At 46.4% G+C, this 16,153-nt stretch carries 15 protein-coding genes and 1 pseudogene; 5 read left to right on the forward strand and 11 right to left on the reverse strand.

Annotated elements, in window-relative coordinates:
- Positions 1–458: 458 nt before the first annotated feature.
- The 3 genes from PSE7367_RS15575 to PSE7367_RS15585 all read left to right on the forward strand — a co-directional run bounded on the left by PSE7367_RS15575 (position 459) and on the right by PSE7367_RS15585 (position 3,024).
- A complete protein-coding gene (locus PSE7367_RS15575) occupies positions 459–683 on the forward strand; it encodes a hypothetical protein (RefSeq protein ID WP_015166313.1) in 225 nt (74 codons plus the stop codon).
- 164 nt (positions 684–847) lie between these two features.
- Positions 848–2,299 (forward strand): FAD-binding oxidoreductase, encoded by a 1,452-nt coding sequence (locus PSE7367_RS15580; protein ID WP_015166314.1) that lies wholly within the window; start codon positions 848–850, stop codon positions 2,297–2,299.
- 68 nt (positions 2,300–2,367) lie between these two features.
- The gene (locus PSE7367_RS15585) at positions 2,368–3,024 is read left to right on the forward strand and encodes a glutathione S-transferase family protein (RefSeq protein ID WP_015166315.1); all 657 of its coding nucleotides are present in this window, start codon (positions 2,368–2,370) and stop codon (positions 3,022–3,024) included.
- 55 nt (positions 3,025–3,079) lie between these two features.
- On the opposite strand, the gene PSE7367_RS15590 is transcribed toward PSE7367_RS15585, so the two are convergent.
- Positions 3,080–3,535 (reverse strand): acyl-CoA thioesterase, encoded by a 456-nt coding sequence (locus PSE7367_RS15590; protein ID WP_015166316.1) that lies wholly within the window; start codon positions 3,533–3,535, stop codon positions 3,080–3,082.
- A 66-nt stretch (positions 3,536–3,601) separates the two neighbouring features.
- Positions 3,602–3,766, reverse strand: a pseudogene (locus PSE7367_RS22150) (IS4 family transposase); the annotation flags it as partial.
- Positions 3,767–4,119: 353 nt separating this feature from the next.
- Between PSE7367_RS22150 and hemW the strand changes: the two are divergent.
- The gene (gene hemW, locus PSE7367_RS15595; protein ID WP_015166317.1) at positions 4,120–5,352 is read left to right on the forward strand and encodes a radical SAM family heme chaperone HemW; all 1,233 of its coding nucleotides are present in this window, start codon (positions 4,120–4,122) and stop codon (positions 5,350–5,352) included.
- A 141-nt stretch (positions 5,353–5,493) separates the two neighbouring features.
- Here the strand turns inward: hemW and PSE7367_RS15600 are convergent, their stop codons facing one another.
- The 8 genes from PSE7367_RS15600 to PSE7367_RS15635 all read right to left on the reverse strand — a co-directional run bounded on the left by PSE7367_RS15600 (position 5,494) and on the right by PSE7367_RS15635 (position 14,051).
- Positions 5,494–5,793, reverse strand: coding sequence for a DUF2288 domain-containing protein (locus tag PSE7367_RS15600; protein WP_015166318.1), 300 nt, complete (start codon positions 5,791–5,793; stop codon positions 5,494–5,496).
- Positions 5,794–6,047: 254 nt separating this feature from the next.
- On the reverse strand, positions 6,048–6,767 hold the full coding sequence (locus PSE7367_RS15605) for a uracil-DNA glycosylase (protein ID WP_015166319.1): 720 nt from the start codon (positions 6,765–6,767) through the stop codon (positions 6,048–6,050).
- A 241-nt stretch (positions 6,768–7,008) separates the two neighbouring features.
- The gene (locus tag PSE7367_RS15610) at positions 7,009–7,989 is read right to left on the reverse strand and encodes a pentapeptide repeat-containing protein (protein ID WP_015166320.1); all 981 of its coding nucleotides are present in this window, start codon (positions 7,987–7,989) and stop codon (positions 7,009–7,011) included.
- A 65-nt stretch (positions 7,990–8,054) separates the two neighbouring features.
- On the reverse strand, positions 8,055–8,963 hold the full coding sequence (locus PSE7367_RS15615) for a vitamin K epoxide reductase family protein (protein ID WP_015166321.1): 909 nt from the start codon (positions 8,961–8,963) through the stop codon (positions 8,055–8,057).
- A gap of 242 nt (positions 8,964–9,205) precedes the next feature.
- Positions 9,206–10,873 (reverse strand): citramalate synthase, encoded by a 1,668-nt coding sequence (gene cimA / locus PSE7367_RS15620; protein WP_041699886.1) that lies wholly within the window; start codon positions 10,871–10,873, stop codon positions 9,206–9,208.
- A gap of 277 nt (positions 10,874–11,150) precedes the next feature.
- Positions 11,151–11,372 carry a hypothetical protein gene (locus PSE7367_RS15625; protein WP_015166323.1) on the reverse strand — a complete coding sequence of 74 codons (222 nt, stop codon included), beginning with the start codon at positions 11,370–11,372 and terminating at the stop codon, positions 11,151–11,153.
- Positions 11,373–11,407: 35 nt separating this feature from the next.
- Complete coding sequence (locus tag PSE7367_RS15630) at positions 11,408–12,622, reverse strand: tetratricopeptide repeat protein (RefSeq protein WP_015166324.1); 1,215 nt, start codon at positions 12,620–12,622, stop codon at positions 11,408–11,410.
- A gap of 628 nt (positions 12,623–13,250) precedes the next feature.
- Positions 13,251–14,051 (reverse strand): phosphatase PAP2 family protein, encoded by an 801-nt coding sequence (locus tag PSE7367_RS15635; protein ID WP_156800416.1) that lies wholly within the window; start codon positions 14,049–14,051, stop codon positions 13,251–13,253.
- Between the two features lie 596 nt (positions 14,052–14,647).
- Here PSE7367_RS15635 and def point away from each other — a divergent pair.
- Entirely contained in the window at positions 14,648–15,214 is a 567-nt protein-coding gene (gene def, locus PSE7367_RS15640) for a peptide deformylase (protein WP_015166326.1), read from the forward strand.
- Between the two features lie 278 nt (positions 15,215–15,492).
- Here the strand turns inward: def and PSE7367_RS15645 are convergent, their stop codons facing one another.
- Positions 15,493–15,843, reverse strand: coding sequence for a hypothetical protein (locus PSE7367_RS15645; RefSeq protein WP_015166327.1), 351 nt, complete (start codon positions 15,841–15,843; stop codon positions 15,493–15,495).
- Between the last annotated feature and the right edge of the window lie 310 nt (positions 15,844–16,153).

The raw sequence follows: 16,153 nt of genomic DNA on the forward strand, positions 1-16,153 counted from the left end.
AATTCCATTGCATTGCTCTATTACCCCGTAAGGGGACTGAAACACTAGCCCCTAATTAGGGGGAGTGGGAACAGGCTCATCTTTCAAACCCACTACCCCGCAAGGGGACTGAAACTTTTATATCCATCTGGACAATCGTCGTCTTCGTCTGCATCTTTCAAACCCACTACCCCGCAAGGGGACTGAAACGAGACAGAGTCTGAGAAGGTGCACTTTCAAGCTCAGTAGACTTTCAAACCCACTACCCCGCAAGGGGACTGAAACTCAATTTCCAGCCAAGGATGGCCTTGAGTAGGATTCTAGCTTCTTTCAAACCCACTACCCCGCAAGGGGACAAACTGCTAAAAAGCGCAAAAAACAAAACAAATAAAAAATAGATTAAGAAAACCCCTAGCGCCATAGCAAAAATGCGAATAGGATGATTTCATTGGAAAAGGAAACCGCAACCTTGTTAAACAATGGCAAACCTGTTTGAAACAAATTTTCCCAATATAGTGATCTGGGTAGAATCCTACGGCTACATCGAAATTGGCGACATCGAAGACAGCGACTCATACGTTCGCGCCATGAAAGAAGGCGATCCGATCTGGGAGGGCGGCAACAGCTACGCCAGCCTCGATGAAGCCCTCCAAGACCTGGAAGAAGGCATCACCGAATGGCTCGAAGAACACGGCGAGTTATAAGAGTTGCCAATCAGATATAGAGTGAGCAATCGCTCCGCCCCAGATGAACCTATTTAAAAATTGGCTCGAAAATCTAGCTCGGTCAGGAAAGCTTGATATCAAGCGGCCGATTAGTTGGATAATAGAATCATCAAAATTATATTCAGGGCAGGACTTGCGACACCGTGAAAGCAGCAGAGAAAGAAGCGATCGCCGATGCATACACCGAGCTATTGGGTTCCGAGAACGTCGTAACCTACGAATACCTCGCGCCAATGCTCAAAAAGCGGATTAATAACTCGATCGCCCCGACTAGTGGTGAAACAGGTGCATCAGCCGATCGACCCGACCATAGTATTTGCTGCGTCGTCTATCCCCAGAGCCAGGTGCAACTGTCCGAAGCGATCGCCCTTGCCCATGAAAACAAATGGCGCGTGATCCCCTGTGGCAACGGCAGCAAAATCGATTGGGGTGGCTTGGCCAGTGGCGCGGAAGTGGTGGTTAGTACCTCGCGGCTAAATCATCTGGTGGAACATGCGATCGGCGATCTCACCGTTACCGTCGAAGCGGGGATTAATTTCATTGAACTGCAATCGGTCTTGGCGGAAGCAAATCAATTTTTGGCGATCGATCCTGCCTATGCCAGGCGATCGACCCTGGGTGGGATTGTGGCGACGGGGAATAGTGGATCGCTGCGTCATCGCTATAACAGTGTGCGCGACATGTGCATTGGCATTTCGTTTGTGCGCTACGACGGCGAGATCGCCAAGGCGGGTGGTCAGGTGGTCAAGAACGTGGCAGGCTATGACCTGATGAAGCTCTTGACGGGCTCCTATGGCACTCTGGGCATAATTTCCCAGCTTACCTTTCGGCTCTATCCCCTGCCCGAAGCGTCTGGTACTGTGATTGTAAAGGGTTCCAACGAGGCGATCGCCCGACTCCGTACCGAACTCCTCAGCGCCACACTCACCCCCACGGTGGTAGATATTTTGTCTAATCAAGCAATGGAGCATCTGGGCTATGGCAAAAGTCTGGGCTTGGTGATCCGGTTCCAGACCATCCCTGCCAGCATCAAGGAACAATCCGATCGGGTGCAGGAGTTGGCGAAATCGGTGCAACTAGCTAAACCAATGGAAGTTGATGTGATTGCTGAAACAGCGGAGGCCGATACCTGGCAAGCGATCGATAACCTCTATTGGCATGGCGATCGAGAAAACTATACCCGCTCGAATACAGCCTTGCCCCAGGCGATCGTGGCTAAAATCGGCGTGCTAACCGATCAGGCTTGTTTGCTGATTACCGAAATTGAGGCGATCGTCGCCCAAAGGTTACCCAACTTCACCGCCTATGTGCGGGTGCATGCCAGCAGTGGTCTGGGGATTTTGCGCCTCCAACCCAACGAAAACACGGGCGAGGATTATGATTACCAAGCGATCGTAGCGATCAAAGAGGCGATCGATAAAATTCGCTACTTGGTCAGCCGCAAAGAGGGTTTCCTTTCAATCCTGGAGGCTCCGGTGGCGCTCAAACAAGAGATCGACATCTGGGATTACTCTGCCGACACGCTGACGCTGATGAAAAAGCTGAAGCAGGAGTTTGATCCACAAGGGATGTTCAGTGCCGATCGGTTGGTTTAGGTATTATGCGTATTGTGTAGATCAAGCAAGTCACTTAGCTTCCCTATAAGGCGATCGAGGTCAGCAAAATGCAGCTTAAATTAGTGATCGGCAACAAGAACTATTCTTCCTGGTCACTGCGCCCCTGGTTGGTGCTAAAGCAATTGGGGGTGGAGTTTGAGGAAATCCTGATCCCACTGTTTGTGGGCGATTGGCGACAGCAAATAGGGCAATATACACCCGCTGGTAAGGTGCCAGTTTTAATTTGCGATCATTTTGCAATCTGGGAATCACTGGCGATCATGGAATTTCTGGTGGAGCAGTTCCCTGAAGCTAATTTATTACCAACCGATCCAGCCGCCAGGGCAATGAACCGATCGATCGCTGCCGAGATGCACGCCGGGTTTATTAATGTGCGTACCCATATGCCCATGAACGGCCGTGCTCGCTATCCAGGCATGGGCAGAACAATCGATGTGCTGAAGGAAATCAACCGGATTACCACAATCTGGCGCGATTGCCGGAATAGGTATGGCAGCGGTGGCGATCTGCTGTTTGGCCATTTCACGATCGCTGATGCCATGTATGCCCCGGTGGTGTTGCGGTTTGTCACCTATGGCGTGGAGCTAGACCCAGTTTGTCAGGCCTATCTGGAGGCAGTTTTAAACTTACCCGCAATGCAGGAGTGGTTAGCGGCAGGGGCGATCGAGCCTTATACAATCGCTAACTATGAATATCAGGTTTAGTAAGCTATTTAAACCAACAATTCAATTATCTCGATCGCTCTTGTTTGGTCAATTTTTAATCAGTAGGTGAATAATTTGCGAGCCATTGGGTTAGCTGGTCTGGCAGTTCGGTCTTACGCCGATCGCTGGTGCTAATACAAACATGCTGGGTGATCGCCTTGGCACAAGGTTTTTGCTTGGCGTTCAGTTGAATATCCTGAGCGACTAAATCAGCCTCACAATTGGCAAAAATCTGGTAATTAATTTGGAAAGAATAGAGCGATCGTTGCTCCGGCAAAACCTGAATCACCAGGCGATCGCCACAAAACACAGGCTGATAAAAATCAATTTCTGCATGGACGATCGGCACCGCATAACCACCACGATCGCTGAAAAACTCCCGCACATCAACACCAAAATCTCTCAACGCCGCCTCATAGGATTCATGGCAAATACTCAAGGCATTAGCAAAATAAACCACCCCCGCCGCATCAGTATCTTTAAAATAAATCTGCCGTTGATGAATATACATAAATGAATATACATAATCTATCTGGTGGTTTTCAAAGCAAGTTATTCTCCAAGCTCAATAACTCTCATGCATTCCATTAAAAGTAACTTCACCATAAGCCAGGGCAATCAGCAAAATCAGAGCAGATAAACGAGTACCAGTAATATTGGTATTAGCGAGGTTATAGCCACCACTTTTGAAATCGCGGAACATTTCTTCGATATCAAAGCGTTTAGCATAGGCTTGAATTGCTTAATTGTTTGTAATAGCTTTAGCAGGATTTCTACGAATAGGTAAGTCTTTAAATCTAGACTTGATTGCAAATGTTGTTGGTACAATTTTAGAGACATTTTTTAGATAGGTCTTGGTTTTTATGAATTGACCTATCTTTTCTTATACTATTTTGCTGTAATTTACTCTAGCTCTTATTCACATGCTTATTGTCACCCCGCTAGGCATCTTTATTGGTTAAAGATTTGGTCAATATAGCACTTATATCGTTGCTGATGCCTTGGCCACGGTTCCTAGCAAAGTATGTTTAAGGTATTGGTATTTCTTTGCTCATCAAAGCTACGATCGAACCAAGATCGACAAGCTCAAAATTAATGCCAGTATTTACAAACCAGGCCACTACTAAATCCATCTATCTGCACATTCCTTTTTGCGATCGCAAGTGTTTTTACTGTGACTTTGCGATTACCACTGGTGGCGAGAACCTGAAGCGGGAATATGTGGAGGCCATTTGTGCGGAAATAAAACTAACCGCAGCACAGGAACGATCGGCCAGTAATGCCATTAATCAAGGAAGTTGCATCAAAGGCGATCGACCACCATTACAAACAGTCTTCTTTGGCGGTGGTACTCCTTCTTTATTGACTGTGGCGCAATTGGCGATGATCCTGGCGGCGATCAGAACAAGTTTTGGCATTGCCGAGAATGCAGAAATCTCGATCGAAGCAAATCCTGGTACCGTATCGATCGAGAGTCTGTCGGGTTATAAGTCATTGGGGGTGAATCGAATTAGCCTGGGGGTGCAGGCATTTCAAGCCCATTTACTTAATATTTGCGGGCGAGCCCACGGGGTGGCGGAAATTTTTAGTGCGATTGCAGCGATCAAAGCGGCTGGAATCAATAATTTTAGCCTTGATCTCATTTCTGGCCTGCCAGAACAAACGATCGCCGACTGGCAAGAATCTCTGGATCTAGCGATCGAGTTGCAACCTACCCACATGTCGGTCTATGACCTGACGATCGAGCCAGGTACAGCCTTTGGTAAACGCTATGTGCCAGGAGATCAGCCCTTGCCAACGGAGGCAACCACCGTCGAGATGTACTTGATCGCAAGGCAAAAACTAATCGCAGCAGGCTTTGAGCATTATGAGATTTCTAATTATGCCAAGCCCGGTTATCAATGTCAGCACAATCTTACCTACTGGCATAACCAACCCTTTTGGGGCATGGGGATGGGAGCGACTAGCTATGTTGGCCAAAGGCGGATCGATCGCCCCAGGAAAATGCGCGATTATTTAAATCTAGTCAAGAATTGGCAGGAGCAAGACATCGCGCCAACTGCGCCAATGATTACGCCAGAGGAAGAATTACTCGATACGCTGATGCAAGGGTTGCGATTGGCGGAGGGGATCGGGCTCAGCGATCTAGAACAAAAATATGGCCAGGGTCTAATCGAAAAAGTAATGGCAACTTTGCAGCCCCATTTCGATCGCGGCTGGGCAAGGATTATAAACAAACCCAACCCGCATTTAATCCTGACTGCGCCGGAGGGTTGGCTGATGTCTGATCAGGTGATTGGTGATTTGTATCGATCGCTAATCGATTAGTTGTTGTATTGCTCGATCGCTCATGGATTAATTATTATGCCGCTCGATCGCTCATGGATTAATTATTATGCCGCTCGATCGATTGCTTAGCCTCATGCCAGTTTCACCAATCCTAAAAATTCCAAAAATCCCAAAAACCAATTAGGCAGGTTGTTCCTTAGAAAGAATAAACGGATGCACAATTAAGCTTTCAAACTTAGGTGCATCAGCCGATTGCCAATAATCCATTTGGCTCTGAGAAGGGCGCTGCAACATGCCATCATCCAGCCACCGCTGCACCACTTCAGTATTATCCTCTGCCACTGCAAGGCCCACTTCCAGCACCGATAAATTGGCATTGACTAAAAATAAATTGCCCTTTTGCGCATGGGGTTCCAGCCATTCCCATTCCGCCACATCGATCATTTCGGTCAATTGGGTTTTCAGGTCTTTTTCTTCCACTATGATTTCTTGAATTAGGTTTTACTGATTTTTACTAAACGGACTCTCTCAAGTGAGTTCAAATATCCTTTTATCCTTTATCGAAATGTATATAACCTTACTATGTTGATTTAGTGGGCAATTCAGGGTATTTGATATTACCAGTGGCAAGCTTTTATCTAATAAATTGTTCGCTAATTATTCGTTTAGTCAATTGTGGCAGCGATCGCCTTAGTCATTTACACGATCGATCATTTACACGATTGATGATCACCCTAAAAATCATCATCATCTTGATCGCCATTACCATTGGCCAGCTCCGCCTTGAATTCCAACAGCTTAGCCTTGATTGCTTTAATATCTTGCCACATCAACCACTTGGGGCTTCCTTCCTCGCGGCGGGGATTGCGCAACAAATAGGCCGGATGCAAAATCGGCATCACCAATCGTCCTTCCCAATCGCGCCACTTACCGCGCAGTTTGGTAATCCCAGTTTTATCGCCAAGCACCGCCTTAACCGCCGTAGCGCCAGTGAGCAAAATAATTTTGGGATCGATTAAGCGAATTTGTTCGAGCAAATAGGGTTTGCAGGCAGCCATCTCATCGGGAGTGGGGTTGCGATTGCCCGGTGGTCGGCATTTCACCACATTACAGACATAGATATCCTGCTCTCGATCGAGGTCAACTGAAGCGATGATCTTATCCAATAATTGACCTGCCCTGCCCACAAACGGTAAGCCGGTTTTATCTTCCTCTTCCCCTGGCCCCTCGCCAATGATCATAATCAGTGCCTTCGGGTTACCGCGATCGACTACAACCTTATTGCGCGTTTCCGCTAAGCCGCATTTCTGGCAACCTGATGCCTCTTGGCGCAGTTCCTCAAGGTTGGCATAGATAGCAGTTGAAGACGATTTGGCAGTGTCTGTGGTTGTCTTGGGTGGTGATTCCTGGTCATCACCAAGATTAAACAGGCTAATTTGTTCGGGATCGGACATAAGTCTCTATACGGTGGTTAATTTGAGGCGAGCAGGTAACCATGACTTAGCGATTTATGATTAGCAATTTATGATTAGCAACGATCGCTTAAGTCTTTGGGTTGGTAATAAGGCTCAAAACTGGATCTATTCCAGCCTAGCGATATTCAATCTACTTGCCCTATTCATTTGCCATTTTAGGGCATCCCCCATTGAACAACCAGTTTAATGATCAAATTAACCAGATGTACTTTTGCGCCAATCAGGTTCTACTGGAGAACTTATAAGCCACACATTTACGAAATTGAGCGCTGCCCCAATTAGTGCCATTGGTGCGGGCATAGGACAGGTCGGTATTAGCCAGGTTGGCATGATTAAAATTGGCATCGGTGAGATCGGCATCGCGGAAAGAAGTACCGATCGACTGGTTGATTGTTTTCGGGATCTCCAGGCCAAACACTGCCGCGCCTGCGATCGCCATTAGCATCAAAGCAAAATGCATCAAGGCAAGCGTTAACTGCAATTGCGCCACCGCCACAAACCCCGCTTGCATAAAAATCGCGCCCAGAAATGCCAGCAAGCCAAAAATTGCCATGATGGCGATCATCCCAGTTGGTACATATCGGGCATTTTTTTTCGGTAAGTCCCGCTCAATCAAAGCCACCACCACGCCAGCAAATACGATCGCTGTGATCATGACATGGGGCGAAGCGATCGCTTCAGCCAGATTCCCCGCAAAGCCAGACAATGCCACCACCAGGAACCCAGCCGCCGTAGCAGCCAAGAAATAGAGCAACCGTTGCCAACTAGCTGCCACCAGGGTCAGGAAAACCAGGGAAATAGCAATCGCCAAGGAAAAACTAGCCCGATCGCTAATCGTAGCAATGGCTGTGATCAAAACAACTACCAGCAAGCTACCGGGGATCTCCAGCACCAGTGCCACCGCCGCCGCCATACCAGTGATCAGAGCGATCGCCGTTGCCGTTTGACCAATCAGCGCAAAAAAGATCGCCTCAAAAATCATCACGGTCAAAAAAGCACCATAGACCAGCATGATCAACACCTGGCGCTGACTCAATCCTGCCTTGACATGCTCAAAACTGGCATTGACCAGCGTTGCCCCCCGAAAGTCGCAACCGCGAATATCTGCCCCCTCAAAATTGGCATCTCGTAAATAATGCTGCCGGAAACAGCGATTACGCAGATCTTGCTGGGCAAAATTGAGATGGTCAGGTGTTGCCATCTTGTGATTGGGTTATGGGGCTGAATCTGAATTAGGCTGAGATGGGATTTGGCGATCGCTACTGGCTAGGAAGAAGATGGTGCAGGATTACCAAAGCTGACATCGCCCTCATAGCCTGACATGGCCGCCAATTCTTCCAGGGCAAAGACCCCAGGGCTAAGCTGGCCATTTACTTCCCAGGTGGGATAACGTTGAATCCCAGCAGCTTGACACATTTCAACGCGGGGGTTCTTACCCTGCGGATCGCATTCGACATAATCCACCTTACTGAAGGCCTCACGGCCAAACATTTCCTTTTGATCTTTGCAGAACTTACACCAGAAAGCACCGTACATTTTCACGTTGGAAGCAGTGAGATGCTCGGCTAAAACCACATTGGCGGGGGCAGAAGCAGTTCTAATATCGCTGCGGGTATTGCCGCCATTGGAGATTTGGTAAGCAGCATTGGTGCCCACCAGGGTGACCATGGCAATGATTACAAATGCAAAAATAAGCTGGGAGATTTCCTTCCATTCTTTGCCAATAAAAGCAAGCACCAGCAAGCTAAATGAGCAAGCTGCCGAAACTACGCAGAAAATACAAAAAGCCTTGATCTCAGCCGCCATGACGTACATCAAATAGCCACTGAAGATCGCCATCGAAGCTCCGCCTAAAAACAGCAGTGGCCAGGTGAATTCTTCTAGCTTTTTGCGCAATGGCAAATTGGTTTCGGCATTAATAAATAACGGCGCAACGGATATGGCGATCATGCCGGCATAGGCTAGGAAACCAAATAGCGCTAGCGGCAAGCCAAATAGCTCCGCATAGGAGCTTTCTAATACTTTGTCGCACCCTTCAACTGGGCAAGTGACTTTGCCACCAAATAGTACTGGGATCGCAATATAGGCAGTGATCACTGCGCCCAGGGAGGCAACGCCGGCGATCAAGAGGCGGGATTTGCGATGAATCCAGGGAGATGAGCGTCTTCGTAGCATAATTTTTATCTTGTCTATCTAGCTAATCATGACAATGGTTGAGTTTGATTTTTTTTTAAAGGATTGGGGCGAACAGTGAAGGTTGCTGCAAATTCTAGCAGCTTTTTGAGTTTGCCCTGATTTGGTTATTAATCTAGCAAATATTTGGGAAGGATTTGCTTTGCTACGTGGCTCAAGGGGCGATCGGATTTATTAATTGGCTCTATTCAATCGATCGAAACAGGCAATTGATCCGTAACATATTACTGACTCAAACCAGCGGCGATCGGCTCCTTGGCCTGCGCCAGAATTAAGCCATATTCCAGCCCCTCCACCAAGGCTTGATAGGACGCAGCAATGATATTACTGGACACACCCAGAGTAGTCCAGCGCTCTTCACCATTACTCGACTCAATCAAAACGCGGGTTTTTGCATTGGTGCCATCATTACTATTCAAAATCCGCACCTTATAGTCGGTGAGATGGAACTGGGCGATCGCCGGATAGAACTCTACTAGTGCTTTTCGCAACGCTGCATCCAGCGCCGAAATAGGGCCATTGCCTTCCGAGGCGATCAGCTTTTCTTCACCCTTAACCAATACCTTGATGATCGCCACCACATGCACATTGCCGTCTGGGTCGGAGTCGGAATCCACTCTAAACCCACTGAGAGCAAAGAACTTGGGGCGATCGCCCATTGCCTGCCGCATCAACAATTCAAAACTAGCTTCCGCCGCTTCAAATTGATAACCATTTTGTTCTAGTTCCTTCATCTGCTGCAAAATATGGCGACAGGTGGCATCATTTTTATCTAACTTGATCCCAAAGGTCTCGGCCTTTGACAGCACATTACTCAATCCTGATTGCTCAGAGATAACGATGCGGCGGCGATTGCCAATGGTTTCTGGTTCAATGTGCTCATAGGTTTTGGGATTTCGCTTCACGGCACTAACATGAATGCCCCCCTTATGGGCAAAGGCAGACAGCCCCACAAAGGGCGCATGTTCATAGGGAGCTAGATTCACTAACTCGCTCACCTGGCGGGACACATCCGTAAGCTGTTGCAGTTGGGTTTCTGCAAGACAGGGATAGCCCATTTTTAATTGCAAGTTGGGGATCACAGTGCATAGATTGGCATTGCCACAGCGCTCACCATAGCCATTGATCGTACCCTGCACCATCATTGCGCCATGCTTGATCGCAGCCAGGGCATTGGCCACCGCCACTCCAGCATCATTATGGGTATGAATACCCAGTCGCACTTGATTTGATTGATTCTCGCGGCCAGGTTGATTGCCCAGATTGCTTAGCGTGAGCCGATCGCCAAAATGTGCGATCACCGCATCGGTAATTTCTGCTACTTCGTCGGGCAAAGTGCCGCCATTGGTATCGCATAGCACCAACCAGGCTGCCCCCGCATCGATCGCTGCACCGAGGGTTTGCAAAGCGTAATCAGGATTGGCCTTATAGCCATCAAACCAGTGCTCGGCATCGTAGATCACATGGCGATCGCGCCCCCGTAAATAGGCGATCGTATCGGTGATCATGGCCAAATTTTCATCCAGGCTGGTGCGTAATCCTTCGGTCACATGCAGATCCCAGGACTTGCCAAACAGAGTGATCCACTTAGTCCCCGCCGCCACGATCGGTACTAGCATTGGGTCTTCATTAGCCTTGGTGCCCGGTCTGCGGGTGGAGCAAAACGCCACCACCTCTGCATTGACTAATGGCTCCGCCTGCAATCGCTGAAAAAACTCGCCATCCTTGGGATTTGCCCCTGGCCAACCGCCTTCAATGAAAGCCACCCCCAGACTATCGAGCTTGTGGGCGATCCGAATTTTATCCTCCAACGACATCGATAAGCCTTCGGTTTGAGCACCATCGCGTAGGGTGGTGTCATAAATCACGATCGGCTGGTTGGTGGTTTGCATTGGGTGGGGTGATTGGGCTTCTCGATTGTTGGGGTTGGTCATGGTTCTCAACCAGTTTGGCGCAGGTTTAATTGATTAATTAACTTTATTTCTAACAAATTTGTTGCTATCAGATTATGCTAACCAAAAATTAGACTCTTGGCAGAGAAAGATATTATTAAGTCAAAATAGCGATCGCTGAATTGGTGATCATCCTGATTAGAAAAGTGTTTGGCTCGATCGTAAAGGGGGCAATATTGACGGCGACTTTTCATCTAAACTATGCGATCGCAAAAAACTACCATTTATTAAAATCGATCCGTTCGCAATCCTGTTCAATCGCCTCTTTCATCAATTGCAAATCATCATCAGGGATCGAGCCAACCAATGGGAGTAAATTTTGCCCAGAAGTGCTCTTGCCCTTTTGATCTGCTAGCAAACGTGCATAATCAAGAACCTGTTTTTGCAAAGGTTCTGGTAGATCTCTTAACTGCTCAACCACCAAGTCGATCGTAGACATATTTTTCCCGATCAGCAAATCATAACGACCTAGATCTATATTACGCTGAACAACTCCTCGATCTGGGCATCCAGAATTGGTGGTCGGATTTCAAACTGATCCAGCGTAGCCATTGCCATTTCCAGCGATCGCAACGACTTACCTTGAAACTGGAACTGATACTGAGTATTGGCCGAAATATTATACAGCCGCGCCATATCCGCCAGGGTCACTGCATAATGCTTTAACATTTGATGTTGCTCAAACAGCATCGATGCCTCTAGGAGATAATCTTCGGCGATCTCGATCGTTTCTTCATTCAGGCTCACCAACCCATCCATGATTTTGTGTAGCCAAATTAGCCCCAACACCCGTTTAGTTTTCGCTATGCCCCGTTGATCTTGTAGCTGATCAAACCTGGGGATTACCTCAGCCTTAATACATTCATGGGCATCATTGATTTCACCCGCCCCCAGCATTGCCTCAGCCAAATCAACATAGGCATAGGCAGCCCAGGAAAGATCGCCGGGTTTGTCAATAATTTGCAATCGCTCTTGGATCAACATCCCCGCCGTCTCATACTCAGCCTGAGCGATCGCCACATGACTCAGCCCCGCCATCGCCTCAATCCGCAAATATTTATGCTCAATATGCAGCGCCAGATCTAAACATTGCTCCAAATATGCAGCCGCGTGCTCATGGTCATCGAGCAATAGATAAAGCAGGCCTAACTGCTTCAGAATCAAGGCGCGATCGAGATCATCCTCTTCCGGTAAGCGATCGAGCAATTGCTCTAATAACGGCAGCGCCTGTTCAAATTCTCCTTTGTTGGCGCGGTAATTGGCCAAAGCACAGTTCACCAAGACATCCAGCCCTGGTTTTAGCTGCGGTGATTTTTGCGCCAAATTTAAGAACTTAACCCCATCCTCGAATTTAGCCTGTTGTAAATTCCATCGCCCCTGACAATAGAGCAAATAGGCTTTTTGTTGATAGCATGTTGAACAATCCTTCAACTTCTTGCCAGCCACAATCAAAAGTGATTTTGCTTCTTGGAGCTGCTCATTGATACCACTTTCAATCAGGGCCAGAGCCAGTTCCAAATCAGCGATCACCCCTAGCAACAGGTCTTCACTTGCCATTGCGGCTCTTAGGCCTTCTTCTAACACAGCGATCGCTCTATTTAGATCCTGCTGTTTCAATAACCAACCTTCTTGCAATGTTTGTGCTACTAATGCAGATTCTTGATTATTTGTTTCATTGCTGGAGACCATGCCTATTTTTCTCGGATATCGGATAGCTGATAGCTGATACTGGAGCAATCTAAATTAAATAATGTTAATGACTAGTTAAAGCAAGACTCGTAGGAATTCAAAATAAAAATAAAAAATAAATAGTCATTGATACGTTTAAGATTTGTGCCTACCACAATCTCGACTAAGCATCAATCTAACCAAGTCAGCCCTAAAGCAACTGAACAAATTGTTTTAATCAGAATCCGTCACTCAAGCCAACAGCCTTTGATCGCTCGCCAGCCGATAACACTTTTATAAATTAATATTCACTATGCCAGCTTATATCTGACAACCTAACTGGCACATAATTTAATTTAATCACCTCAAAGGATGAAATACAGCTTAATCATGTTAAGCAATCATAGCTTTCCCAGAAAAGGGGCTGGCCTAATCTACAGCTCCAATTTTAGTAATACTAATTAATACACATGCTAAGCAAGGGGCTAATTAGACCTGTAATCAATAATAGATCTGCGCTCAAGCTATTAATCCTAGGGTGATAATACTGAAATATTTGAATTTTGAATATAGAGCTTTTGCTGAGCATTAACTTTGCTTTAAACATCGATCGGCAAGTTGATTAATTGCCACAAAGTTACGATCGCCTTCAGTTTTGCCAGGGCAAGCGGGGCGAAGGAAATTTTCGTTTCGACAGCTTCAACAGGGTCAAGCAAATCGTCAGCCAGATAAACCCCACGCCATAACCAGCGATCACGTCAGTGAGCCAATGCACCCCCAGATACATACTGCCCAAACCCATCGAAGCAATAAACACAATTGCCGCGCCGTAGAAATAATTGGTTAGTTTGGGAAAGTGTGCCGAAAGCAAATAGGCCAGGAAGAAATAAAGCATCAGGTTGCCAAAGGCATGACCACTGGGAAAGGCATAGCCAGAAATGGTGGGGTCATCAAATAAAGGGGGGCGCTCTCTGGCAAAGAAGGGTTTGAATAGCAAATCATTCATACCGATCGCTCCGGCGGCGGCGATCGCAATAAAAAATGCTTCATGCCACAGCTTGCGCCAGCTCAAAACCAGAATACTAATCACTACTACGGTAGCGGAAACTTCAGCATCACAGGCAAAAAATATTTTCCCCCAGATGTTACCGATCGCCGGGGGGATGGCTTGCTGAAACCATTGCATAAATTCCAGCTCTGCGGGTAACAATGGATTTTGCAGGATCAAGAGTGAAAGCTGGGTTAAAGCCAAGGCGATCGCCACACAGGCAATCAACTGCCAGCGACCTACCAGATTAACCAACGCCGCAAAATTACGGGCGATTCGGTTTAGAAGGGAGCCAGATTCAGATTTTGTTCTTGATCGAGGTAATGATTGCAAACTTGGCGATTCAGGCTCTTGATATTCACTTGTTTGTGGCGATCGCATCCTTTTAGATCGACTATCCAATTTCTTTTTGCTCCCTACTTACCCTCAACATCCTCAACCTGGCAACAAAACAATAGGCTCGTTTAATTGCTATGGCTATGTCTGACTGATCAGCATAGACCTGATTTACCATTGAACATTAACAGGAGGTTAATTGGATTAATAGTACATTAAATTTATTTTTACTCGCTTTTAAATTGTCCTGGCTAGACATAATTGGTGCTAGACATCCAGACTGTATATGTGTATTTACGGTGGTGATCGCAGCCTTTCTTATGAATAAATAGCTATTGCTTATTGGCAGTTCAATATCGATAGAGACTTAGCAGATTTAACAGTAAGCGATCGCCATGAATGAGAAGTTAGGGTTTGCGAGGATTTTTAAAACTCATGTCAACTGTAAGAGCTTTACGGGCTGGTTCAGCCTAGATAAGGATTAAGTGGGATCAAGATTAAGTAAGAATTAAGCAGGAAGTAATCCCGACTGGATAAACTCAATAGATATCTATTGAAACTGTAGAGATATCTGCATTGCGGCTAACTCAGAAAAGGCTTAACATATAGCCAATTGGTACATGTGCCACAATATAAGCAGCAGTTAGATTAAATAAAAAGCCATGACAAGCACTGTCCTTCAAGTTTCCAAGCAAAAGCTAAAAAACCCACCCCTCCAGGTTCACAAACTAGGCGATCGCGTACTGCGACAGCCAGCTAAGCGAGTTAGCAAGGTTAATACCGAAATTCGTGATATTGCGATCAAGATGCTGCAAACCATGTATAGCGAGGATGGAATTGGCCTAGCCGCTCCTCAAGTTGGAATTAATAAGCAAATTATTGTGGTGGACTGCGAACCAGACAAAGAAGATGCAGAACCACTGGTGTTGATTAATCCAGAAATTAAGGCCTTTGGTAATCAAATAGAACTTGGCCAGGAAGGTTGTTTGAGTGTGCCGCAGGTATTCATGGATGTAAAGCGGCCAGCTTCGATTACAGTGGCGTTTAAAGACCCTGAAGGTAAGCCCCAACGTTTAGAGGTCGATGGCTTGCTTGCCCGCGTCATTCAACATGAAATTGATCACCTCAATGGGGTGATGTTTGTAGACCATGTCCAAAACGCGATCGCCCTGAAGAAAGAGCTAGACAAGCATGGTTTCTCGGTTAAGGACGTGCAACCAATGCGCTAAGCAAGCATTTCTTGATTGATGTTTAGACTTGCTCAACTGCCTGGCTTTATTTAATTAAAAAGCAAAGCTAGAGGCAAACACCGACTCAAATTTAGCTGGACTTGCTGAACTTGAACGAGGATATCGATCGCTTAAATCTACGATCTGAGCTAGTCAAGGAAAATTTCCTGAGATATACCCACTGAATGCAAGCTAATTAATTGATTAAGAGCATTGTCCTATAAAGGCTATGTGACCTAAACCATGACAGACATGCATGACATCTAGGATATTTGCCCCTAAAATTGTCGCTGTTGACGCGGACTGATCCGACGACTTAGCAATTCTTCTTCGAGCGCAGCAATGCGGTTATAAGCAGTAGTCAATTGAGCAGTAAGTCGGCGAATTTGCCATTCACAGGACAAGCCACTTTCAGCATTCAAATGACTAGACCAGGTTTCATGTTCACGATCGACCAGAATATCTTTATGCTCTGGCAACTTATTTTGATTGCCAACATAATTATTCTGTGCATCAGCAGGATGATGCATCGAAGCTTCCACCAGCTCATTAGGCAAGACTTCTAGCTTTTTGCGAATGTCCCTTACCTGCTCTGAAAGCTCATTAATCTGATGTTGCAGGTATTCCATAGCAATTACACCACTTAAATAATTACAATCATGTTAAGCGGGCATTATAAGGAGCACTAACAATCGCGGAATTATTTAATCTTTTTGTTTCAACCTGTTAATTTAGTTAAGTTAACTAACCATTTTTCTGATATAGAGAGCTACCAGACTCTACATGATTGCTCAAATAACTATTTAATCCTGGAATCCCATTAGTACAGGGCTTTCAGGCATGGTTATAGTCAGGATACAATCTTGCTTGGGTAGTAAGGAAAGCATAAAGATTATGCCACGATCGCATTGTAATTGTCAGGATTCAGTGAAATTATTG

The sequence above is a fragment of the Pseudanabaena sp. PCC 7367 genome, from assembly GCF_000317065.1.
Lineage (GTDB): Bacteria > Cyanobacteriota > Cyanobacteriia > Pseudanabaenales > Pseudanabaenaceae > Thalassoporum > Thalassoporum mexicanum.

Excerpts from the sequence above, each read along its gene's own strand:
- PSE7367_RS15575 (WP_015166313.1), top strand. The coding sequence starts at position 459 with ATGGCAAACCTGTTTGAAACAAATTTTCCCAATATAGTGATCTGGGTA.
- PSE7367_RS15585 (WP_015166315.1), top strand. The coding sequence starts at position 2,368 with ATGCAGCTTAAATTAGTGATCGGCAACAAGAACTATTCTTCCTGGTCA.
- PSE7367_RS15590 (WP_015166316.1), bottom strand. The coding sequence starts at position 3,535 with ATGTATATTCATCAACGGCAGATTTATTTTAAAGATACTGATGCGGCG.
- hemW (WP_015166317.1), top strand. The coding sequence starts at position 4,120 with ATGCCAGTATTTACAAACCAGGCCACTACTAAATCCATCTATCTGCAC.
- PSE7367_RS15605 (WP_015166319.1), bottom strand. The coding sequence starts at position 6,767 with ATGTCCGATCCCGAACAAATTAGCCTGTTTAATCTTGGTGATGACCAG.
- PSE7367_RS15610 (WP_015166320.1), bottom strand. The coding sequence starts at position 7,989 with ATGGCAACACCTGACCATCTCAATTTTGCCCAGCAAGATCTGCGTAAT.
- PSE7367_RS15615 (WP_015166321.1), bottom strand. The coding sequence starts at position 8,963 with ATGCTACGAAGACGCTCATCTCCCTGGATTCATCGCAAATCCCGCCTC.
- cimA (WP_041699886.1), bottom strand. The coding sequence starts at position 10,873 with ATGCAAACCACCAACCAGCCGATCGTGATTTATGACACCACCCTACGC.
- PSE7367_RS15625 (WP_015166323.1), bottom strand. The coding sequence starts at position 11,372 with ATGTCTACGATCGACTTGGTGGTTGAGCAGTTAAGAGATCTACCAGAA.
- PSE7367_RS15630 (WP_015166324.1), bottom strand. The coding sequence starts at position 12,622 with ATGGTCTCCAGCAATGAAACAAATAATCAAGAATCTGCATTAGTAGCA.
- def (WP_015166326.1), top strand. The coding sequence starts at position 14,648 with ATGACAAGCACTGTCCTTCAAGTTTCCAAGCAAAAGCTAAAAAACCCA.
- PSE7367_RS15645 (WP_015166327.1), bottom strand. The coding sequence starts at position 15,843 with ATGGAATACCTGCAACATCAGATTAATGAGCTTTCAGAGCAGGTAAGG.